Source organism: Candidatus Pantoea communis (assembly GCF_011752685.1).
Taxonomy (GTDB): domain Bacteria; phylum Pseudomonadota; class Gammaproteobacteria; order Enterobacterales; family Enterobacteriaceae; genus Pantoea; species Pantoea communis.
Genome location: NZ_VWXC01000029.1, coordinates 53,931 through 69,900 on the forward strand (window position 1 = coordinate 53,931; position 15,970 = coordinate 69,900).

General features: G+C 54.9%; 17 protein-coding genes. 8 read left to right on the top strand and 9 right to left on the bottom strand.

The genetic code is table 11. The annotated features are described in order from the left end of the window. Positions 1 to 35 precede the first annotated feature (35 nt). Together poxB and ltaE are read left to right on the top strand one after the other, a co-directional pair. On the top strand, positions 36 to 1,757 hold the full coding sequence (gene poxB / locus F3J37_RS25565) for a ubiquinone-dependent pyruvate dehydrogenase (protein WP_166936478.1): 1,722 nt from the start codon (positions 36 to 38) through the stop codon (positions 1,755 to 1,757). Between the two features lie 69 nt (positions 1,758 to 1,826). Further along, positions 1,827 to 2,825, top strand: coding sequence for a low-specificity L-threonine aldolase (gene ltaE, locus F3J37_RS25570; protein WP_166936479.1), 999 nt, complete (start codon positions 1,827 to 1,829; stop codon positions 2,823 to 2,825). A gap of 310 nt (positions 2,826 to 3,135) precedes the next feature. On the opposite strand, the gene F3J37_RS25575 is transcribed toward ltaE, so the two are convergent. Further along, the gene (locus F3J37_RS25575) at positions 3,136 to 3,960 is read right to left on the bottom strand and encodes an N-acetylmuramoyl-L-alanine amidase (protein WP_166936480.1); all 825 of its coding nucleotides are present in this window, start codon (positions 3,958 to 3,960) and stop codon (positions 3,136 to 3,138) included. After that, positions 3,960 to 4,280 (bottom strand): heavy metal-binding domain-containing protein, encoded by a 321-nt coding sequence (locus tag F3J37_RS25580; protein WP_100702561.1) that lies wholly within the window; start codon positions 4,278 to 4,280, stop codon positions 3,960 to 3,962. The genes F3J37_RS25575 and F3J37_RS25580 overlap by 1 nt, the downstream gene beginning before the upstream one ends. A gap of 97 nt (positions 4,281 to 4,377) precedes the next feature. On the opposite strand from F3J37_RS25580, the gene F3J37_RS25585 reads away from it, so the two are divergent. The 6 genes from F3J37_RS25585 (at position 4,378) to artJ (F3J37_RS25610) (ending at position 8,942) form a co-directional block, all read left to right on the top strand. Continuing rightward, the gene (locus tag F3J37_RS25585) at positions 4,378 to 4,917 is read left to right on the top strand and encodes a lipoprotein (RefSeq protein ID WP_166936481.1); all 540 of its coding nucleotides are present in this window, start codon (positions 4,378 to 4,380) and stop codon (positions 4,915 to 4,917) included. Between the two features lie 239 nt (positions 4,918 to 5,156). After that, positions 5,157 to 5,885, top strand: coding sequence for an arginine ABC transporter ATP-binding protein ArtP (gene artP / locus F3J37_RS25590; protein WP_058961797.1), 729 nt, complete (start codon positions 5,157 to 5,159; stop codon positions 5,883 to 5,885). 15 nt (positions 5,886 to 5,900) lie between these two features. Beyond that, positions 5,901 to 6,632, top strand: coding sequence for an arginine ABC transporter substrate-binding protein (artJ, locus tag F3J37_RS25595; protein ID WP_034820697.1), 732 nt, complete (start codon positions 5,901 to 5,903; stop codon positions 6,630 to 6,632). A gap of 6 nt (positions 6,633 to 6,638) precedes the next feature. Next, the gene (artQ, locus tag F3J37_RS25600; RefSeq protein WP_097119343.1) at positions 6,639 to 7,352 is read left to right on the top strand and encodes an arginine ABC transporter permease ArtQ; all 714 of its coding nucleotides are present in this window, start codon (positions 6,639 to 6,641) and stop codon (positions 7,350 to 7,352) included. 3 nt (positions 7,353 to 7,355) lie between these two features. After that, positions 7,356 to 8,024 carry an arginine ABC transporter permease ArtM gene (artM, locus tag F3J37_RS25605; RefSeq protein WP_097119344.1) on the top strand — a complete coding sequence of 223 codons (669 nt, stop codon included), beginning with the start codon at positions 7,356 to 7,358 and terminating at the stop codon, positions 8,022 to 8,024. A 186-nt stretch (positions 8,025 to 8,210) separates the two neighbouring features. Further along, entirely contained in the window at positions 8,211 to 8,942 is a 732-nt protein-coding gene (gene artJ, locus F3J37_RS25610; RefSeq protein WP_166936482.1) for an arginine ABC transporter substrate-binding protein, read from the top strand. Between the two features lie 63 nt (positions 8,943 to 9,005). Here the strand turns inward: artJ (F3J37_RS25610) and rlmC are convergent, their stop codons facing one another. The 7 genes from rlmC to F3J37_RS25645 all read right to left on the bottom strand — a co-directional run bounded on the left by rlmC (position 9,006) and on the right by F3J37_RS25645 (position 15,749). Next, entirely contained in the window at positions 9,006 to 10,142 is a 1,137-nt protein-coding gene (gene rlmC / locus F3J37_RS25615; protein WP_166936483.1) for a 23S rRNA (uracil(747)-C(5))-methyltransferase RlmC, read from the bottom strand. A 48-nt stretch (positions 10,143 to 10,190) separates the two neighbouring features. Beyond that, positions 10,191 to 10,655: a YbjO family protein gene (locus F3J37_RS25620; RefSeq protein WP_034820707.1), complete on the bottom strand. Its 465-nt coding sequence runs from the start codon at positions 10,653 to 10,655 to the stop codon at positions 10,191 to 10,193. 73 nt (positions 10,656 to 10,728) lie between these two features. Next, complete coding sequence (gene potI / locus F3J37_RS25625; RefSeq protein WP_097119348.1) at positions 10,729 to 11,574, bottom strand: putrescine ABC transporter permease PotI; 846 nt, start codon at positions 11,572 to 11,574, stop codon at positions 10,729 to 10,731. Continuing rightward, positions 11,571 to 12,527, bottom strand: coding sequence for a putrescine ABC transporter permease PotH (potH, locus tag F3J37_RS25630; protein WP_034820712.1), 957 nt, complete (start codon positions 12,525 to 12,527; stop codon positions 11,571 to 11,573). The genes potI and potH overlap by 4 nt, the downstream gene beginning before the upstream one ends. Before the next feature lie 9 nt (positions 12,528 to 12,536). Then, on the bottom strand, positions 12,537 to 13,670 hold the full coding sequence (gene potG / locus F3J37_RS25635; protein WP_166936485.1) for a putrescine ABC transporter ATP-binding subunit PotG: 1,134 nt from the start codon (positions 13,668 to 13,670) through the stop codon (positions 12,537 to 12,539). Between the two features lie 119 nt (positions 13,671 to 13,789). Continuing rightward, on the bottom strand, positions 13,790 to 14,899 hold the full coding sequence (gene potF, locus F3J37_RS25640) for a spermidine/putrescine ABC transporter substrate-binding protein PotF (protein WP_166936484.1): 1,110 nt from the start codon (positions 14,897 to 14,899) through the stop codon (positions 13,790 to 13,792). 370 nt (positions 14,900 to 15,269) lie between these two features. Beyond that, positions 15,270 to 15,749 carry a YbjN domain-containing protein gene (locus F3J37_RS25645; RefSeq protein ID WP_038647881.1) on the bottom strand — a complete coding sequence of 160 codons (480 nt, stop codon included), beginning with the start codon at positions 15,747 to 15,749 and terminating at the stop codon, positions 15,270 to 15,272. Positions 15,750 to 15,970 lie beyond the last annotated feature (221 nt).

Below are 15,970 nucleotides of genomic sequence, written 5' to 3' on the forward strand. Positions count from 1 at the left end.
GATGGCCAAACACCAGAAAGAGAAAGGAGCGAACGATGAAGCAAACTGTGGCGGCACTGCTGGCCAAAACCCTGGAAAATGCGGGCGTAAAGCGCATCTGGGGCGTGACGGGCGATTCGCTCAACGGGCTGAGCGACAGCCTCAACCGCATGGGAACCATCGAATGGATGCCCACGCGCCATGAAGAAGTGGCGGCTTTTGCTGCCGGTGCTGAGGCTCAAATCAGCGGCGAACTGGCGGTATGTGCCGGTTCCTGTGGCCCCGGAAACCTCCATCTGATTAACGGACTGTTCGATTGTCATCGCAACCACGTTCCGGTACTGGCGATTGCCGCACATATCCCTTCCAGCGAAATAGGCAGCGGCTATTTTCAGGAGACGCATCCGCAGGAGCTCTTCCGCGAATGCAGTCATTACTGCGAATTAGTCTCTAACCCTGAGCAGTTGTCGCAAGTGTTAGGGATTGCGATGCGCAAAGCCATCCTTAATCGTGGCGTATCCGTGATTGTCATTCCCGGCGATGTGGCGTTGAAACCGGCACCGGAAGGCGCACGCAGTGAATGGTATCCACCGCAGTTGCCACATATTGTGCCCAACGCCAGCGAGATTGCCCGCCTGGCTGAAACGCTGAACGACGCAGAAAATATTACCTTGATGTGCGGCAGCGGCTGTGCTGGCGCGCATGCAGAAGTGGTGAAGCTGGCAGAAACGCTGAAAGCGCCCGTGGTGCATGCCATGCGCGGAAAAGAGCACATCGAGTACGATAATCCTTACGACGTCGGCATGACCGGCTTAATCGGCTTCTCATCCGGTTATCACGCCATGATGAACGCCGACACGCTGGTGCTGCTGGGTACACAGTTCCCTTATCGCCCGTTTTATCCGGCTGATGCCAATATCATCCAGATTGATATCAATCCCGCCAGCCTTGGCGCACACAGCCATGTCAATATGGCGTTGATTGGGGATATCAAAGCCACATTGCAGGCGCTGCAGCCGCAGCTCAACAGCAAAAGCGATCGTCATCATCTCGACAGCGCGTTGGAACACTATGTGGATGCGCGAAAAGGTCTGGATGAGCTGGCCACCGCCAATGATAAACAGGCGATTCATCCGCAATATCTGGCGCAGCAAATCAGCCATTACGCAGCTGAAGATGCCATTTTCACCTGTGATGTCGGCACGCCCACCGTATGGGCCGCGCGTTACCTGAAGATGAACGGCAAGCGCCGTTTGCTGGGATCGTTCAACCACGGTTCGATGGCTAACGCGATGCCACAGGCACTCGGCGCTCAGGCAATCGATAAGCAGCGTCAGGTCGTGGCGCTGTGCGGTGATGGCGGCTTCAGTATGTTGATGGGCGACTTTATTTCGGTGGCACAACTGAAACTGCCGGTGAAGCTGGTGATCTTCAATAACAGCGTGCTGGGCTTCGTGGCGATGGAGATGAAAGCCGGCGGTTACCTTACCGACGGCACCGATCTGGAGAACCCGGATTTTGCCGCCATTGCCACCGCCTGCGGTATTAAAGGCATTCGCGTCGAGAAAGCCTCTGAACTCAACAGCGCGCTGGAACAGGCGTTTGCGCATGATGGTCCGGTACTGATCGATGCGATCACCGCTAAGGAAGAGCTGTCGATGCCGCCGCAGATCAAAGCCGAGCAGGCCAAAGGATTCAGCCTGTATATGCTGCGCGCGATTCTGAATGGACGGGGTGATGAGATTGTTGAACTGGCGAAAACCAACTGGCTGAGGTAAAACGGATAACCAGGCCAGATAACTCACAACGCGGGCGCTCAGCCCGCTTTTTTGTTTCAGGAGAGCGATGTGATCGATTTACGCAGTGATACCGTAACCCGCCCAAGTGCCGCCATGCTGGATGCGATGATGGCCGCCGAAACTGGCGATGATGTCTATCGCGATGATCCCACCGTCAATGCGCTGGAAATCGAGGCCGCCCGCCTGAGTGGCAAAGCCGCAGCGCTGTTCTTCCCGACCGGCACGCAAGCCAACCTGGTGGCGCTGCTGTGTCACTGCCAGCGCGGCGATGAATATATCGTCGGTCAACAGGCACATAACTACAAATACGAAGCGGGTGGCGCGGCGGTACTGGGCAGTATTCAGCCACAACCGATCTCGCACGCCGAGGATGGGTCGCTGCCGCTGGCGGATATCGTTGCCGCGATCAAACCCGATGATATCCACTTTGCGCGCACGCGCCTGCTGAGCCTGGAAAACACCCATCACGGCAAAGTGCTGTCGCAGAGCTATCTGGAACAAGCGTGGAAGTTAACGCGCGAACACAAACTGGCGCTGCACATTGATGGTGCCCGTATCTTCAACGCCGTGGTGGCGCAAAATGTTGAGCTAAAGGATATTGCGCGTTATTGCGACACGCTGACCATCTGCCTGTCCAAAGGACTCGGCACCCCGGTGGGTTCACTGCTGTGCGGTGATGAAGCCTACATTGAGCAGGCGCGTCGCTGGCGTAAGATGACCGGCGGCGGCATGCGTCAGGCGGGCATCCTGGCGGCGGCGGGTCTGTACGCGCTGAAGCACAACGTGGCGCGCCTGAAAGAAGATCATGACAATGCGGCCTGGCTGGCTGGGCAGCTCAGCGCCATTGGGGTTGAGGTACTGAATCAGCACACCAACATGTTGTTTGTGAAAGTACCGGCGGATCAGGTTGACGCACTGAAAAGCTGGATGCACTCCGGCGATGTGCTGATGAGCGTGGGTCCGGTCACGCGCATTGCCACCCACCTCGATGTCAGCCGCCAGGATTTACAACGTCTGGTTGCGCACTGGCAGGCGTTTTTAGCGTAACAGGCCGCATAGTGTCTTGCAGGGACGGCTTTCGGGCCGTCCACAAGCTCACCAACGCGAGGCCCTGCTTCAGCCGCACCGTATTTCGCCAGCTGCGCCCGAGCTATCGCCAGCATTTCTGCATCGGCGATGTCATACACCGTCTCTTCACTGCGCTGCGCCGTATTTCGCCAGCAGTGCCCGAGCTATCGCCAGCGTTTCCGCATCGGCGATGCCATACACCGTCTCTTCACTGCGCTGCGCCGTATTTCGCCATCAGCGCCCGAGCTATCGCCAGCGTTTCCGCATCGGCGATGCCATACACCGTCTCTTACTGCGCTGCGCCGTATTTCGCCAGCAGTGCCCGAGCTATCGCCAGCGTTTCCGCATCGGCGATGCCTCGATAATCTCGTGCACGGAAGTGCATCTGAAACGCCGCGATCAGCTTACGCTGCATGGGCGGGGTATTCGCTGAATTGACGTCATAACCATAGCGCTGCAGCGCATCCAACAGTTCGGCCTGATCGATGGGCGCATCAGCCGCATTCCCGTGGAGATAGCGCTGCACGGTAGCGCGATCGGGCCATGCGCCCAGCCCCTGCTGCGCCAACTGCTGCCACGGGAACAACGGGCCAGGATCCTGTTTCCGCTGCGGCGCGATATCGCTGTGCCCCACCAGATTTTCAGGTGTGATGGCATAACGCTGCGTAATATCCTTCACCAGCGCCACCAGCACGCTGATTTGCGCAGGCGTAAAAGGCTGCCACTCCACGCCGGTTAATGTCCGCGTGTAGCCACGATTGACGATCTCAATCCCAATCGACGTGTCATTGATACGGGTCGCACCGCGCCAGAAACTCGGCCCGGCATGCCACGCCAGTTCGCGCTCCGGCACCAGTTGCCAGATGACGCCCTGGCCGCCTTTTTGCGCCGGCTGCTGCGGGATCAAATAGTGGGCACTGACTTCACGATCGGTGAGCGTGGCCAGCGAGGATGGCAGATCTTCGGCGGTATAATGGATCACCACCACTTTAATGCGAGGCCGCGCGCCCTGCGCCGGATGCGCGGTATCGACCCAGTAGCCGTTGCGCGGCTCAACAGACGACTGACAGGCACTCAGTAAAAACGCCAGCGCCAACAGAACAGCAAAACGCATTAGCGAATAATCACTGCGGTACCGGTCACACTGACCATCAGCATGCTGCTGTCTTTGCCAACGGTTTCATAATCGATATCAATGCCCACGACCGCATTCGCACCCAGCGCCTTTGCCTGCTCTTCCAGCTCTTCAAACGCGATCTGTCGCGCTTTGCGCAGCTCTTTTTCATAAGCACCGGAACGACCACCGACGATATCGCGAATCCCGGCAAAGAAGTCACGGAAAATGTTGGCCCCGAGAATCGCTTCACCGGTAACCACACCGCAATATTCAGTGATGCTGTGCCCTTCTAAGGTGGGCGTGGTGGAAAATTTCATTTTTCTCTCCTGAGGTGAACAGCTCGTACGGCGTAAAAGCAAGACTATACTCTATGCTAAAAATGACGCTTTGCCAGTGAACAATAAGGAAATCGAGATGAGAAACAATGCCTTTGCGCTGCTTGTTCCCGCTGCGTTACTGCTCAGTGCCTGTACCACCGTTGAACCGGTGATCAAGGATAACGGACCGCGCACTGCCAGCTGTGCTGACGGTGGCCCAGATAGCGTCGCGCAGCAGTTTTACGATTTGCGCATCAGCCAGCCCGGTCAGGGTCTGCCCGATAGCACCACGCTGGCAAAATATCGCCCTTACCTGAGCGATCGCCTGTATCAAAAACTGCTGAGCGCCAGCACGCAGAGCAATAAACCTGCCTCCTGGAGCCAGGCCGATCTGTTCTCCAGCCTCGCACAGGGTCCCACGTCCGCCGATGTTGCCAGCGCCTCAACCATTCCTAATCGCGATGCACGAAACATCCCACTGCGCGTCGATTTGAGCCGTGATGGCAAAAGCTGGCACGACGAGGTATTGATGATTCACGAAGGAACCTGCTGGGCGGTGGATGATATTCGTTACGTCGGTGACTGGCCGCACGCAGGCGGCGGATCGCTCAGCCAGCTGCTGGAAGAGAAGAAATAGCTGTTCAATTTTACAGCACTCAGTTCTAAACATAAGCGCGCCGCATCTTTGCGGCGTTTTTTGTTAATTTTTCATCAATAAATTGCAGCCGGCGAGCCCTTCCCGGGGTTGACCTGCGCGATATTGTGCTACGCTTTTGGGACTTCACTGCTGTTTAATAAATTTTAACCCACCACAATTGCATAACTATTCTGGTGACGTTAAGATTCGCGGCACTAATTACTATTCATTTTTTGCGCATGAGTATTCAACTAAACGCCATAAACTGTTTTTACGGTGCCCATCAGGCACTGTTCGATATCAACCTGGCTTGTCCGCAGGGAGAGACGCTGGTGTTGCTCGGGCCGAGTGGCGCGGGTAAAAGTTCGCTCCTGCGCGTCCTCAATCTGCTGGAGCAGCCGCGTTCCGGCAGCCTGCAGATTGCCGGGAATCACTTCGACTTCAGCAAAGCGCCGTCAGACAGCGCAATCCGTGAACTGCGCCAAAACGTGGGCATGGTGTTCCAGCAATACAATCTGTGGCCTCACCTCAGCGTGGTGCAGAATCTGATTGAAGCGCCGTGCCGCGTGCTCGGTCTCAGCAAAGACGCCGCGCGTGCGCGTGCCGATAAACTGCTGGAACGTCTGCGTCTGACGCCCTTTGCCGATCGTTTTCCACTGCATCTTTCCGGTGGCCAGCAACAACGTGTGGCGATTGCCCGCGCGTTGATGATGGAGCCGCAGGTGCTGTTGTTCGACGAACCTACCGCCGCCCTCGACCCTGAAATCACCGCGCAGATCGTCAGCATCATTCGTGAGCTGGCACAAACGCAGATCACCCAGGTGATTGTGACCCACGAAGTCGAGGTGGCGCGCAAAACCGCCAGCCGCGTGGTGTACATGGAGAACGGCCATATCGTTGAGCAAGGCGATGCCAGCCACTTTACACAGCCGCAAACCGAAGCGTTTGCACATTATCTTTCGCACTAAGTCAGGATGCATCTAATGAAAAAAGTCGTACTTGCTGCACTGCTTGCCGGTCTAAGCCTCAGCGCTTCTGCTGCGCAAACCCTGCGTTTTGCCACTGAAGCCTCTTATCCTCCGTTTGAATTTGTGGATTCTGACAACAAAATTCAGGGCTTCGATGTCGATCTGGCCAATGCGCTGTGTAAAGAGATTGATGCGACCTGTACCTTCACCAACCAGGCATTTGACAGCCTGATCCCCAGCCTGAAGTTCCGTCGTTTTGACGCCGTGATGGCGGGTATGGATATCACCCCAGAGCGTGAAAAGCAGGTGCTGTTCTCCAAGCCTTACTACGATAATTCCGCGATCTTTATTGCCCAGAAAGGCAAGCTGGCGAATGTGGATGCGCTGAAAGGTAAACGCGTTGGCGTTCAGAACGGCACCACGCACCAGAAATACCTGTCTGATAAACACAACGACATCACGGTTGTGCCTTATGACAGCTACCAGAACGCGGTTCTGGACCTGAAAAATGGCCGCATTGATGCGGTATTTGGTGATACCGCCGTGGTGAACGAATGGCTGAAACAGAACGCCAACCTCGCACCGTTGGGTGAGAAAGTGACCGATAAAGATTACTTCGGTACCGGTCTGGGTATCGCGGTCCGTCAGGGTAATACTGAGCTGCAGGGCAAATTCAACACCGCTCTGGAGAAGATCAAAGCTGACGGCACTTACAAAACCATCTACAACAAATGGTTCCAGCAGTAATCTCTGATGAATGAAATGATTCCACTCGCAAGCGCCGCCGGCATGACCGTCGGCCTTGCTGTTTGTGCACTGATCGCCGGCCTTGTGCTGGCGATGATTTTTGCTGGCTGGGAAACCGTCCGCTGGAAACCGCTGGCGTGGATCGGTACCGGGCTGGTGACACTGATCCGTGGCCTGCCGGAAATTCTGGTGGTGCTGTTTGTCTACTTTGGTGCCTCACAACTGCTACTGACCTTATCCGATGGCTTCCATATCAATCTGGGCTTGTTTAGCATTCCCGTGCAGGTTCAGATTGAAAACTTCGACGTCAGCCCTTTCCTGTGCGGCGTCATTGCCCTGGCAATGCTTTACTCGGCCTACGCCTCCCAAACGCTGCGTGGCGCGCTGAAAGCAGTGCCTGTCGGCCAATGGGAATCTGGCCAGGCGTTGGGTATGAAGAAATCGGCGATTTTTTTCCGCCTGATCATGCCACAAATGTGGCGTCATGCGCTGCCGGGCCTGGGCAATCAGTGGTTGGTGTTACTGAAAGATACTGCGCTGGTGTCGCTAATTAGCGTGAATGACATCATGCTGCAAACCAAAAGCATTGCCACACGCACCCAGGAACCCTTTACCTGGTATCTGGTGGCTGCGGCCGTCTACCTGATCATCACGCTGTTCAGTCAGGCGATACTGCGCCGTATTGAATCACGCACCACACGTTTCGAGCGGGGGGCCTGACGCATGCTGGATTACTTACCCGAACTCCTGAAAGGGCTGCACACCAGCCTGACCTTAACCATCGCGTCACTGATTGCCGCGCTGGTGCTATCGCTGCTGTGTACCATCGTGCTCTCACTGAAAGTCCCGGTGCTGAACTGGCTGGTGAAAGGCTACATCACGGTGTTCACCGGCACGCCGCTGCTAGTGCAAATCTTCCTGATATATTACGGTCCCGGCCAGTTTCCCAGCATTCAGAACGTGCCGTGGTTATGGCATCTGCTATCACAGCCCTGGCTGTGCGCGCTGATTGCACTGTCGCTCAACAGTGCAGCCTATACCACTCAGCTATTTTACGGTGCAGTACGTGCCATCCCCTCCGGACAGTGGCAATCCTGCGCTGCGCTGGGGATGAACCGTAAAGACACGCTGCGTATTCTGCTGCCGTATGCGTTTAAACGCGCCCTCTCCTCTTACTCTAACGAAGTCGTTTTAGTGTTTAAGAGCACTTCACTGGCGTACACCATTACGCTGATGGAAGTGATGGGCCATGGGCAATTGCTGTATGGCCGCACTTATGACATTACGGTGTATGCTGCTGCCGGGCTGATCTATCTGGTGGTCAACGGTTTGCTCACGCTGATGATGCGTTTAATCGAAAAGCGCGCATTGGCATTCGAACACCGTAATTGATTGCCGTATTGGCGCGAAGTATCGCGTTTGTCTGAGGTGAAAGTGCTGCGGACAAACGCGTCATATCTCGCGCTGCCACGCCCCAATAACGCATGTAATTTTTTAATCATATTATTTGCATATAAATTCATTTACTGGCATCGTGTAACCCGTTCTATCTCTGGCATGGTTTACAGGAGTCACATAATGAAAAAATGGATTGTTGCTGCGGCGCTGGCAACACTGGCAATGAATGCTTATGCGGCGGAAAAAATCCGCTTCGCCTCTTCTGCGACCTATCCCCCGTTTGAATCCCTCGACCACGACAACCAAATCGTTGGCTTCGATATCGATCTGGCAAAAGCCTTATGCCAGCAAATGAAAGCGGATTGCACCTTTACCAATAACGCGTTTGACAGTTTGATCCCTTCGCTGAAATTCCGTCGTTACGATGCGGTTATCTCAGGTATGGATATTACCGCCGAGCGCAGCAAACAGGTCGATTTCACTCAGCCTTACTACGCAAACTCCGCGATTGTGATTGCCCAAAAGGGACAGTTCACCGACTTTAGTCAGCTGAAGGGTAAGCGTGTGGGCGTTGAAAATGGCACCACGCATCAGAAATACCTGCTGGAAAAACATCCAGAAGTGATCGCCGTGTCTTACGACAGCTATCAGAATGCGATTCTCGATCTGAAAAATGGTCGCCTGAACGGCGTATTTGGCGATAGTGCGGTGGTCAATCAGTGGCTAAAAGCCAATGAAGACCTCAGCCCAGTGGGTGAACATATCACCGATACCGAATACTTCGGCACCGGCTTAGGCATTGCGGTGCGTAAAGGCAATGCAGCGCTGTTGAAAGAGATGAATGACGCACTGGTGGCGCTGAAAGCCGATGGCACCTGGCAGCAAATCAATCAGAAGTGGTTCCCGGAATAAGCATTATGGAGCCTCGTGGCGTGCCACCTGACAGGTTCTGCACGTCCTCCGTTCAGGCGGTGGCTACGTGGCTCCACCCTTCTTAATCAGTAATGTCAGCACTTCAAAATGTGCGGTGTGCGGGAACATATCAAACAGCTGGACGCGGCTCACCGCGTAATCCGCCAGACGTGCAATATCCTGCGCCATCGTGCTGGGATTGCAGCTCGAATAGAGAATGTAGTCTGGCGCCATTTCACTGAGATAAGCACACAGCTCAGCCCCAATCCCGCGACGCGGCGGATTGACCAGCACCAACTGTGGCACCTGCTCACGCGATGTGGCGAACTGGGTCGAATCCAGCGCGGCGAAACTCACCTTATCGAGTCCTAACTGTTCAGCCGACTGCTGCGCACAGGCAATGGCTTCCGCACTGATCTCAATACCGGTCAGCTGCATCTCGGGCGTGGCACAGTGCAAGCCGAAACCGCCCACGCCGCAGAACAGATCCCACATGCTGGACACCGGCAGCTCCGCGACCCAATCACGCGCCGTGGCATACAAATCGGCGGCGACCTGCGGGTTAGTCTGGAAGAAACTCTGCGGGCGAATATACAGCGGCACCTGATTGAAACACTCCGCCAGCGCTTGATCCGGCGTCAAAGCAATCTCTTCTTCCCCTTCCAGAATCGCCATATGCACCGGCTGGATGTTGGCGGAGATCACTTTCAGCTGCGGTAACTGCTGCTGCAGCCAGGGTAAGGCCGCGCGCAACTGCTCCAGCTTGCTGGTGGAACGCAGCACAAACCGCAGCATCATGCCACCTTGAGAACTCTCGGTCAGCAGTAGGAATTTCAGTTCACCGCGTTTACGCGCCACGTTGTAGGGCGTTAATCCGGCGCGGGCAATAAAAGGTTTCAGCACCTCGAACACCGGCGCAAAGCGGGCGGGATAGAGCGGGCAATCGCACAGATCAACCGGTTCGCCATCACGCGCCACCATGCCAAAAATCGGCCGCTCAACGCTGCCGCTCACCACCATTTTGGCTTTATTACGAAAACCCTGCAGCGCGGAGGTTACCGGCGGTAAATACTCAGCCACCGCGGTCTGCGACAGTAACTGCTCGAGCAGCGACTGCTTCTCGCTGAGCTGCTGCGGATAGGGTTTCTCCAGCCACTGGCACGAACGACAGCGACCGGCATCATAAAGCGCGCAATACATGGAAAGGCCTGTATTCAGAATCGGGAGAAAAATCGGGGGCAGATTGTATCACCGGGCGCGGAAAAATGCGCGACTGCTGGCCGGCACAAACAACAGCAGTAACACCAGCGCATCCGGTACTTTCTGCATCAGCGTGTGGTGGATGATCTGTGCATTAGTTTCACCGGGAATACTGAAGATTTCCGGGTAGATCCATCCAACGGACGCCATCAGCATATAACCGAGCACGATAATTTGCGCCATCACATAACCCCATCGTCCGCGATTGCTACCGCGCAACAGGGTAAAGGCACAGCGTAGTTCAAACAGAAAGATTAGCTGACTGGCGATAAAAATTAGCGTGGAATCCCACGCCTGTGCACTGCGGTGGACAAAGTTAGCCATTTCGTCGTAACCCAGTTCATTGGCTAGCATCAGCACGCTGAGACAGCGCGTGGCAATAATGGCGATCCCCGCCACCATCACCGGTGCAGGCGTAGAATTTGCCATCGCGTTTTTGAGGGTTTCCGACATGGTTTGACTCCGTAACCATAAAAAAACGGGCCATTAAACCGGCCCGTTCTTATATTGGCAAATGTTACGGCTTTCAGCCACGTTTAGCTTTCTGAATATCGCGTAAACGTTGCTTTTCTTCGTGCGCCATAAAGCGCCAGGCGATGAAACCGACCAGGCCGACGACAAACAAAATCAATGAGGCTAACGCATTGATCTCTGGATTGACGCCGCGTCGCACGGTAGCAAAGATCGCCATTGGCAACGTGGTAGCGCCCGGCCCGGTGACGAAGCTGGCAATCACCAGGTCATCGAGTGACAGCGTAAAGGCCAGCAGCCAACCGGTGACAATTGCCGGAGCAATCATGGGTACGGTTATCACGAAGAACACTTTCAGCGGCGTCGCCCCGAGATCCATTGCCGCTTCTTCGATGGAACGATCCAGCTCGCGCAGACGGGAGTTGATCACCACCGCCACGTAAGCAGTACAGAAAGTGACGTGCGCCAGCCAGATGGTGAGCATGCCACGATCGCTCGGCCAGCCGAAAGTGTTGCCCATCGCCACAAACAGCAACAGCAGTGACAACCCGGTGATCACATCCGGCATCACCAGCGGTGCGGTGAGCATAAACGCAAAACCGCTATGCCCACGGAAACGGCCGAAACGCACGATGATCACCGCCGCCATGGTACCCAACACCACCGCCATGGTGGCGGAAAGCGCCGCAATGGTCAGGCTGAGGCCAACGGCATCCAGCATCGCATCGTCCTGGAACAGCACTTTGTACCAGTGGAATGAGAAGCTCTCCCACACGGTGACCAACTGCGAGCTGTTGAAGGAGTAAACCACCAGCAGCAGCATCGGCGCGTACAGGAACAGGAAGCATGCGGCCAAAATCGCCGTACGCCATGGAGAGCGAATGGTCGGTAACTGATTCATTCCTTCTCTCCTAACTCACGATTTTGATGCTTGTGGAACCAGATGATCGGCAGAATCAAAATCAACAGGATGATCACCGCCAGCGCCGAAGCCACTGGCCAGTCACGGTTGTTAAAGAACTCCTGCCACAGGATACGGCCAATCATAATGCTGTCCGGCCCTCCCAACAGTTCTGGGATCACGTACTCCCCTACCGCCGGGATAAACACCAGCATCGAACCGGCGATAATCCCACCTTTGGTCAGCGGCACAATCACGCTAAAGAAGGTTTTCAGCGGACGCGCACCCAGATCCAGCGAGGCCTCGACCAGCGAGTAGTCGATACGGGTTAGTGCGGTATAGATCGGCAACACCATAAACGGCAGATAGCAGTAAACAATGCCGATATACACCGCGGTATTGGTGTAAAGAATCACCAGCGGGTGATCGATAACCCCCAGCCACATCAGGAAGCGGTTAAGAATGCCGTTGTTGTTCAGCAAGCCCATCCACGCGTACACGCGCACCAGGAACGAGGTCCAGGAGGGCAAGATCACCAGCAACAGCAGGATGGTGCGCATTGAAGGTTTGCTGTGCGCTACCGCCCACGCCAGCGGATATCCGATCAGTAGACAGATTACGGTAGAAATCGCCGCCACCTTGAGCGAGGTCAGATAGGCTTCGGCATACAGCGGATCATCCGTCAACGTGATGTAGTTACCGAGATTCAGCACCAGATTGAGCTGGTCATCGGCCCAGGTCACCAGATCGGTGTAAGGCGGAATGGCACGCGCAATATCGGCGAAACTGATCTTCAGCACGATCAGGAACGGCAGCAGAAACAGCAGGATCAGCCAAAGATAAGGCAAGGCGATCACCAGCTTGCGACCATGCAGCATTTTAATACGCGTGCCCCAGCGCTGCAGCGGTGTACCCACCACTTCCGGCTCGCTGCGTTGAGAAATCTGGCTCATTACGCCTCCTTAAACCGTCAGAACCACACAGCTGTCGGCGTCCCAGCACAGGCGAACTTCATCACCCCATGTTGGCGCACCTTTGCGGTAGCGATGTGCATTCTGCAGCTGCGCGCTGATCATCTGACCGCTGCGCAGGCGAACGTGATAAATCGACAGGTCACCGAGATAGGCAATATGCACCACTTCGCCGACGGCAAAGTTGCAGCCATCCGCCGGCACCTCTTCGCACAGCATCACTTTTTCCGGACGTAAAGCGACATGCACCGGCACGTTATCGATGATAGAGACATCGGTCTGCACTTTAAGCGGATGTACCAGGCCCGGCGCATCAATCACCACGCCATCTTCAGCACGCTCGCGCAGCAGGCCGTCAAACACGTTAACTGAACCGATAAATTCGGCACTGTAACGGCTGGTAGGATGCTCGTAGATCTCCTCCGGCTCACCAATCTGCACAAATTTTCCACGGTTCATGATGGCAATACGACCGGCCATAGTCATGGCTTCTTCCTGGTCGTGCGTTACCATCACGCAGGTCGCGCCGACGCGCTCCAGAATATCCACCACTTCATGCTGCATGCGGTCGCGCAGTTTCTTATCCAGCGCGCCCATCGGCTCATCCAGCAGCAGCAGTTTGGGGCGTTTCGCCAGGCTACGCGCCAGCGCCACGCGCTGACGCTGACCGCCGGAAAGCTGATGCGGTTTACGCTTAGCAAATTCCTGCATATGCACCAGCGTCAGCATTTCGGCCACGCGGCTGCTGATTTCGCCTTTCGGCAATTTATCCTGCTTCAATCCAAAGGCAATGTTCTGCTCCACCGTCATGTGCGGGAACAGCGCGTAGGACTGGAACATCATATTGATCGGGCGCTGATAAGGCGGAACGTGTGACAGGTCTTGCCCATCCAGCACAATCTGCCCGCTGGTCGGTGGTTCAAAGCCCGCCAGCATGCGCAGCAAGGTCGATTTACCACAGCCGGAAGCACCCAGCAGGGCAAAAATCTCGCCTTTATAAATGGTCAGGCTGACATCATCTACGGCGTGCTGGCCGTCAAAAGATTTGGTCAGGTTGCGGATTTCCAGCAGCGGCGTTAACGCCTTAGCCGTTTTATTTGGGGGGCGGGGAATCGCGTCGTTCACTAACATTTCTCCGGCGCTAAGCGGTGTAGCGCGGCACAGCCAGCCGCTAAAATGGCACAACAGAGGCCATCACCGCGCCTCTGTTGTCGTCTACAGGTAACGAATCCGTTTAGAACGAATTACTTACCACTTTTTACTTTAGTCCATGCACGGGTGCGCGCACGATCCAGTTTCGGATCCTGGACTTTGAGCACAAACAGCTTGGCCATCGCATCCGGCGTTGGGAAGATGCCCGGATTGTTGCGCACATCGGCATTGATCAATGGCAGTGACGCCTTGTTGCCGTTGGCGTAGTTCATCTTGTTAGAGACATCCGCGATCACTTTTGGATCCATGATGTAGTTCAGCCACTGATAGGCTGCGTCGAGGTTTTTCGCGTCTTTCGGAATCGCCATCATATCGAAGAAGGCCAGAGCGCCCTCTTTCGGCACGCTGTAACCCAGGTGCACGCCGTTGTTGGCTTTGACTGCACGATCTTTCGCCTGCAGGATATCGCCAGACCAACCGATCGCCACACAGATGTTGCCATTCGCCAGGTCGTTAATGTACTGAGACGAGTGGAAGTAGCGGATATTAGGACGCAGCTTCAGCAGCAGATCGGTCGCGGCACCGGTGTAATCTTTGGCGTCTGAACTGTTCGGATCTTTGCCGAGGTAGTTCAGCACGGTGGCGAAGATCTCTTCCGGCGCATCGAGGAAGGAAACACCACAGCTTTTCAGTTTTTCCAGGTTTTCAGGCTTCAGCACCAAATCCCAGCTGTTGACGGGCGCATCAGTACCCAGCGCGGCTTTTACCTTGTCGATGTTATAGCCGATACCGGTGGTACCCCACAGATACGGAATCGCATATTTGTTACCCGGATCGTGCTGCGCGACTTTCGCCATCAAATCAGGATCGAGGTTTTTATAGTTTGGCAGCTTGCTCTTATCCAGCTCCTGGAAAACGCCTGATTGCAGTTGGCGTGCAAGGAAACTGGAGGATGGCACCACAACGTCGTAGCCGGTAGAACCCGCCATCAGCTTACCTTCCAACACTTCGTTGGAATCGAACACGTCGTAGACCACTTTGATACCGGTCTGCTTTTCAAAATTCGGCACGGTGTCGGCCGAAATATAATCGGACCAATTATAGACGTGCAGCGTTTTATCTTCTGCCTGAGCACCAGCGGCCGCAGCCATCAGCACACCAGCAACCACACCTGGCAACCATTTTTTACGTTGGTTGAACATGTTTTCCATCCTCCTGAGGGGGTCATCACAACGCTGCATACACGCGATCCGGACGTTGCGTTTTCTGTTTAATCACAGACACACAATGAATCAATATTCAGCGGGAGTTTAATAGCAAAAACCTATACCTGTGCTGAGGTTGCATGTCTCAAGCAGCCCCGCAAGAATAGCCCCCCTGCTTCAGGCGTGCCAGATCCAGCGTAAAAAACGCCTTTTTGCGATATTTTATGCATGTTTCTGCTATGGGGTTTGGCACTAGCGGCATAAAGCACGACTAATATCTGGCAATAAAGGGCAAAATGCAGAATAAAAAGTGGTAGGGCTAAAATGAAAACTGCCGCAAAAAGCGGCAGTTAGCGAGGCGGGGAACTCAGTGCAGCATCGCGTGGCTGCTGGAGCTAGGTTGGCGCTCCTCTTCTTCGCCCATCATCAGCAAATTATTGGCAAAGGCTTCCATGATCACCATGGAAACGCCCTCTTCACTTTGCTTCATAAAGTGCGAGAACTGACCAAACGTCAATCCGGCAGTGGTACTGATCGACTGGCAGACAATCAGCTTGGGCAGATTGTCATCCTGGATATCGATAAAGGCCTTCACCGTAAGCGAACTGGCATTGATCTGCGATAAATCGCCGACCAAAGGAATCAATGCTGTGGGTTTCACTTCCGCGAGGGCCGAGAAGAGGATGACGTTGTCCACCAGGTCGATTTTTGCATCAAACACCCCGTCAAAATTCTGCATGTGCGGCAGGTGCAGTGCCTGGCAGGCATCGCATTCGAACCAAGTGATATTTTGTTGATCCAGCCAGCGACGCAGGATGTCGATGTCAGGAACGACCAGTGAATCCATCGTTATGTCCTGTGGGGTGAAGAAATAAGCGCCTTAGCTTACGGAAAAAGTCTAACTGATGCCACGAAAACCACGTAAAAGCGCGCCTAGCCCCTAATGCTTGTCAGTTAAGATCTTAATGGAGGCCGCAACGGATAACGTTGTGGCCTCTTTTTTACCGCCCTTGGGTAATGCCGCACTCTTCTTTCCGGCAGCACCAGCCCTGGCGCCATCGCCATTAT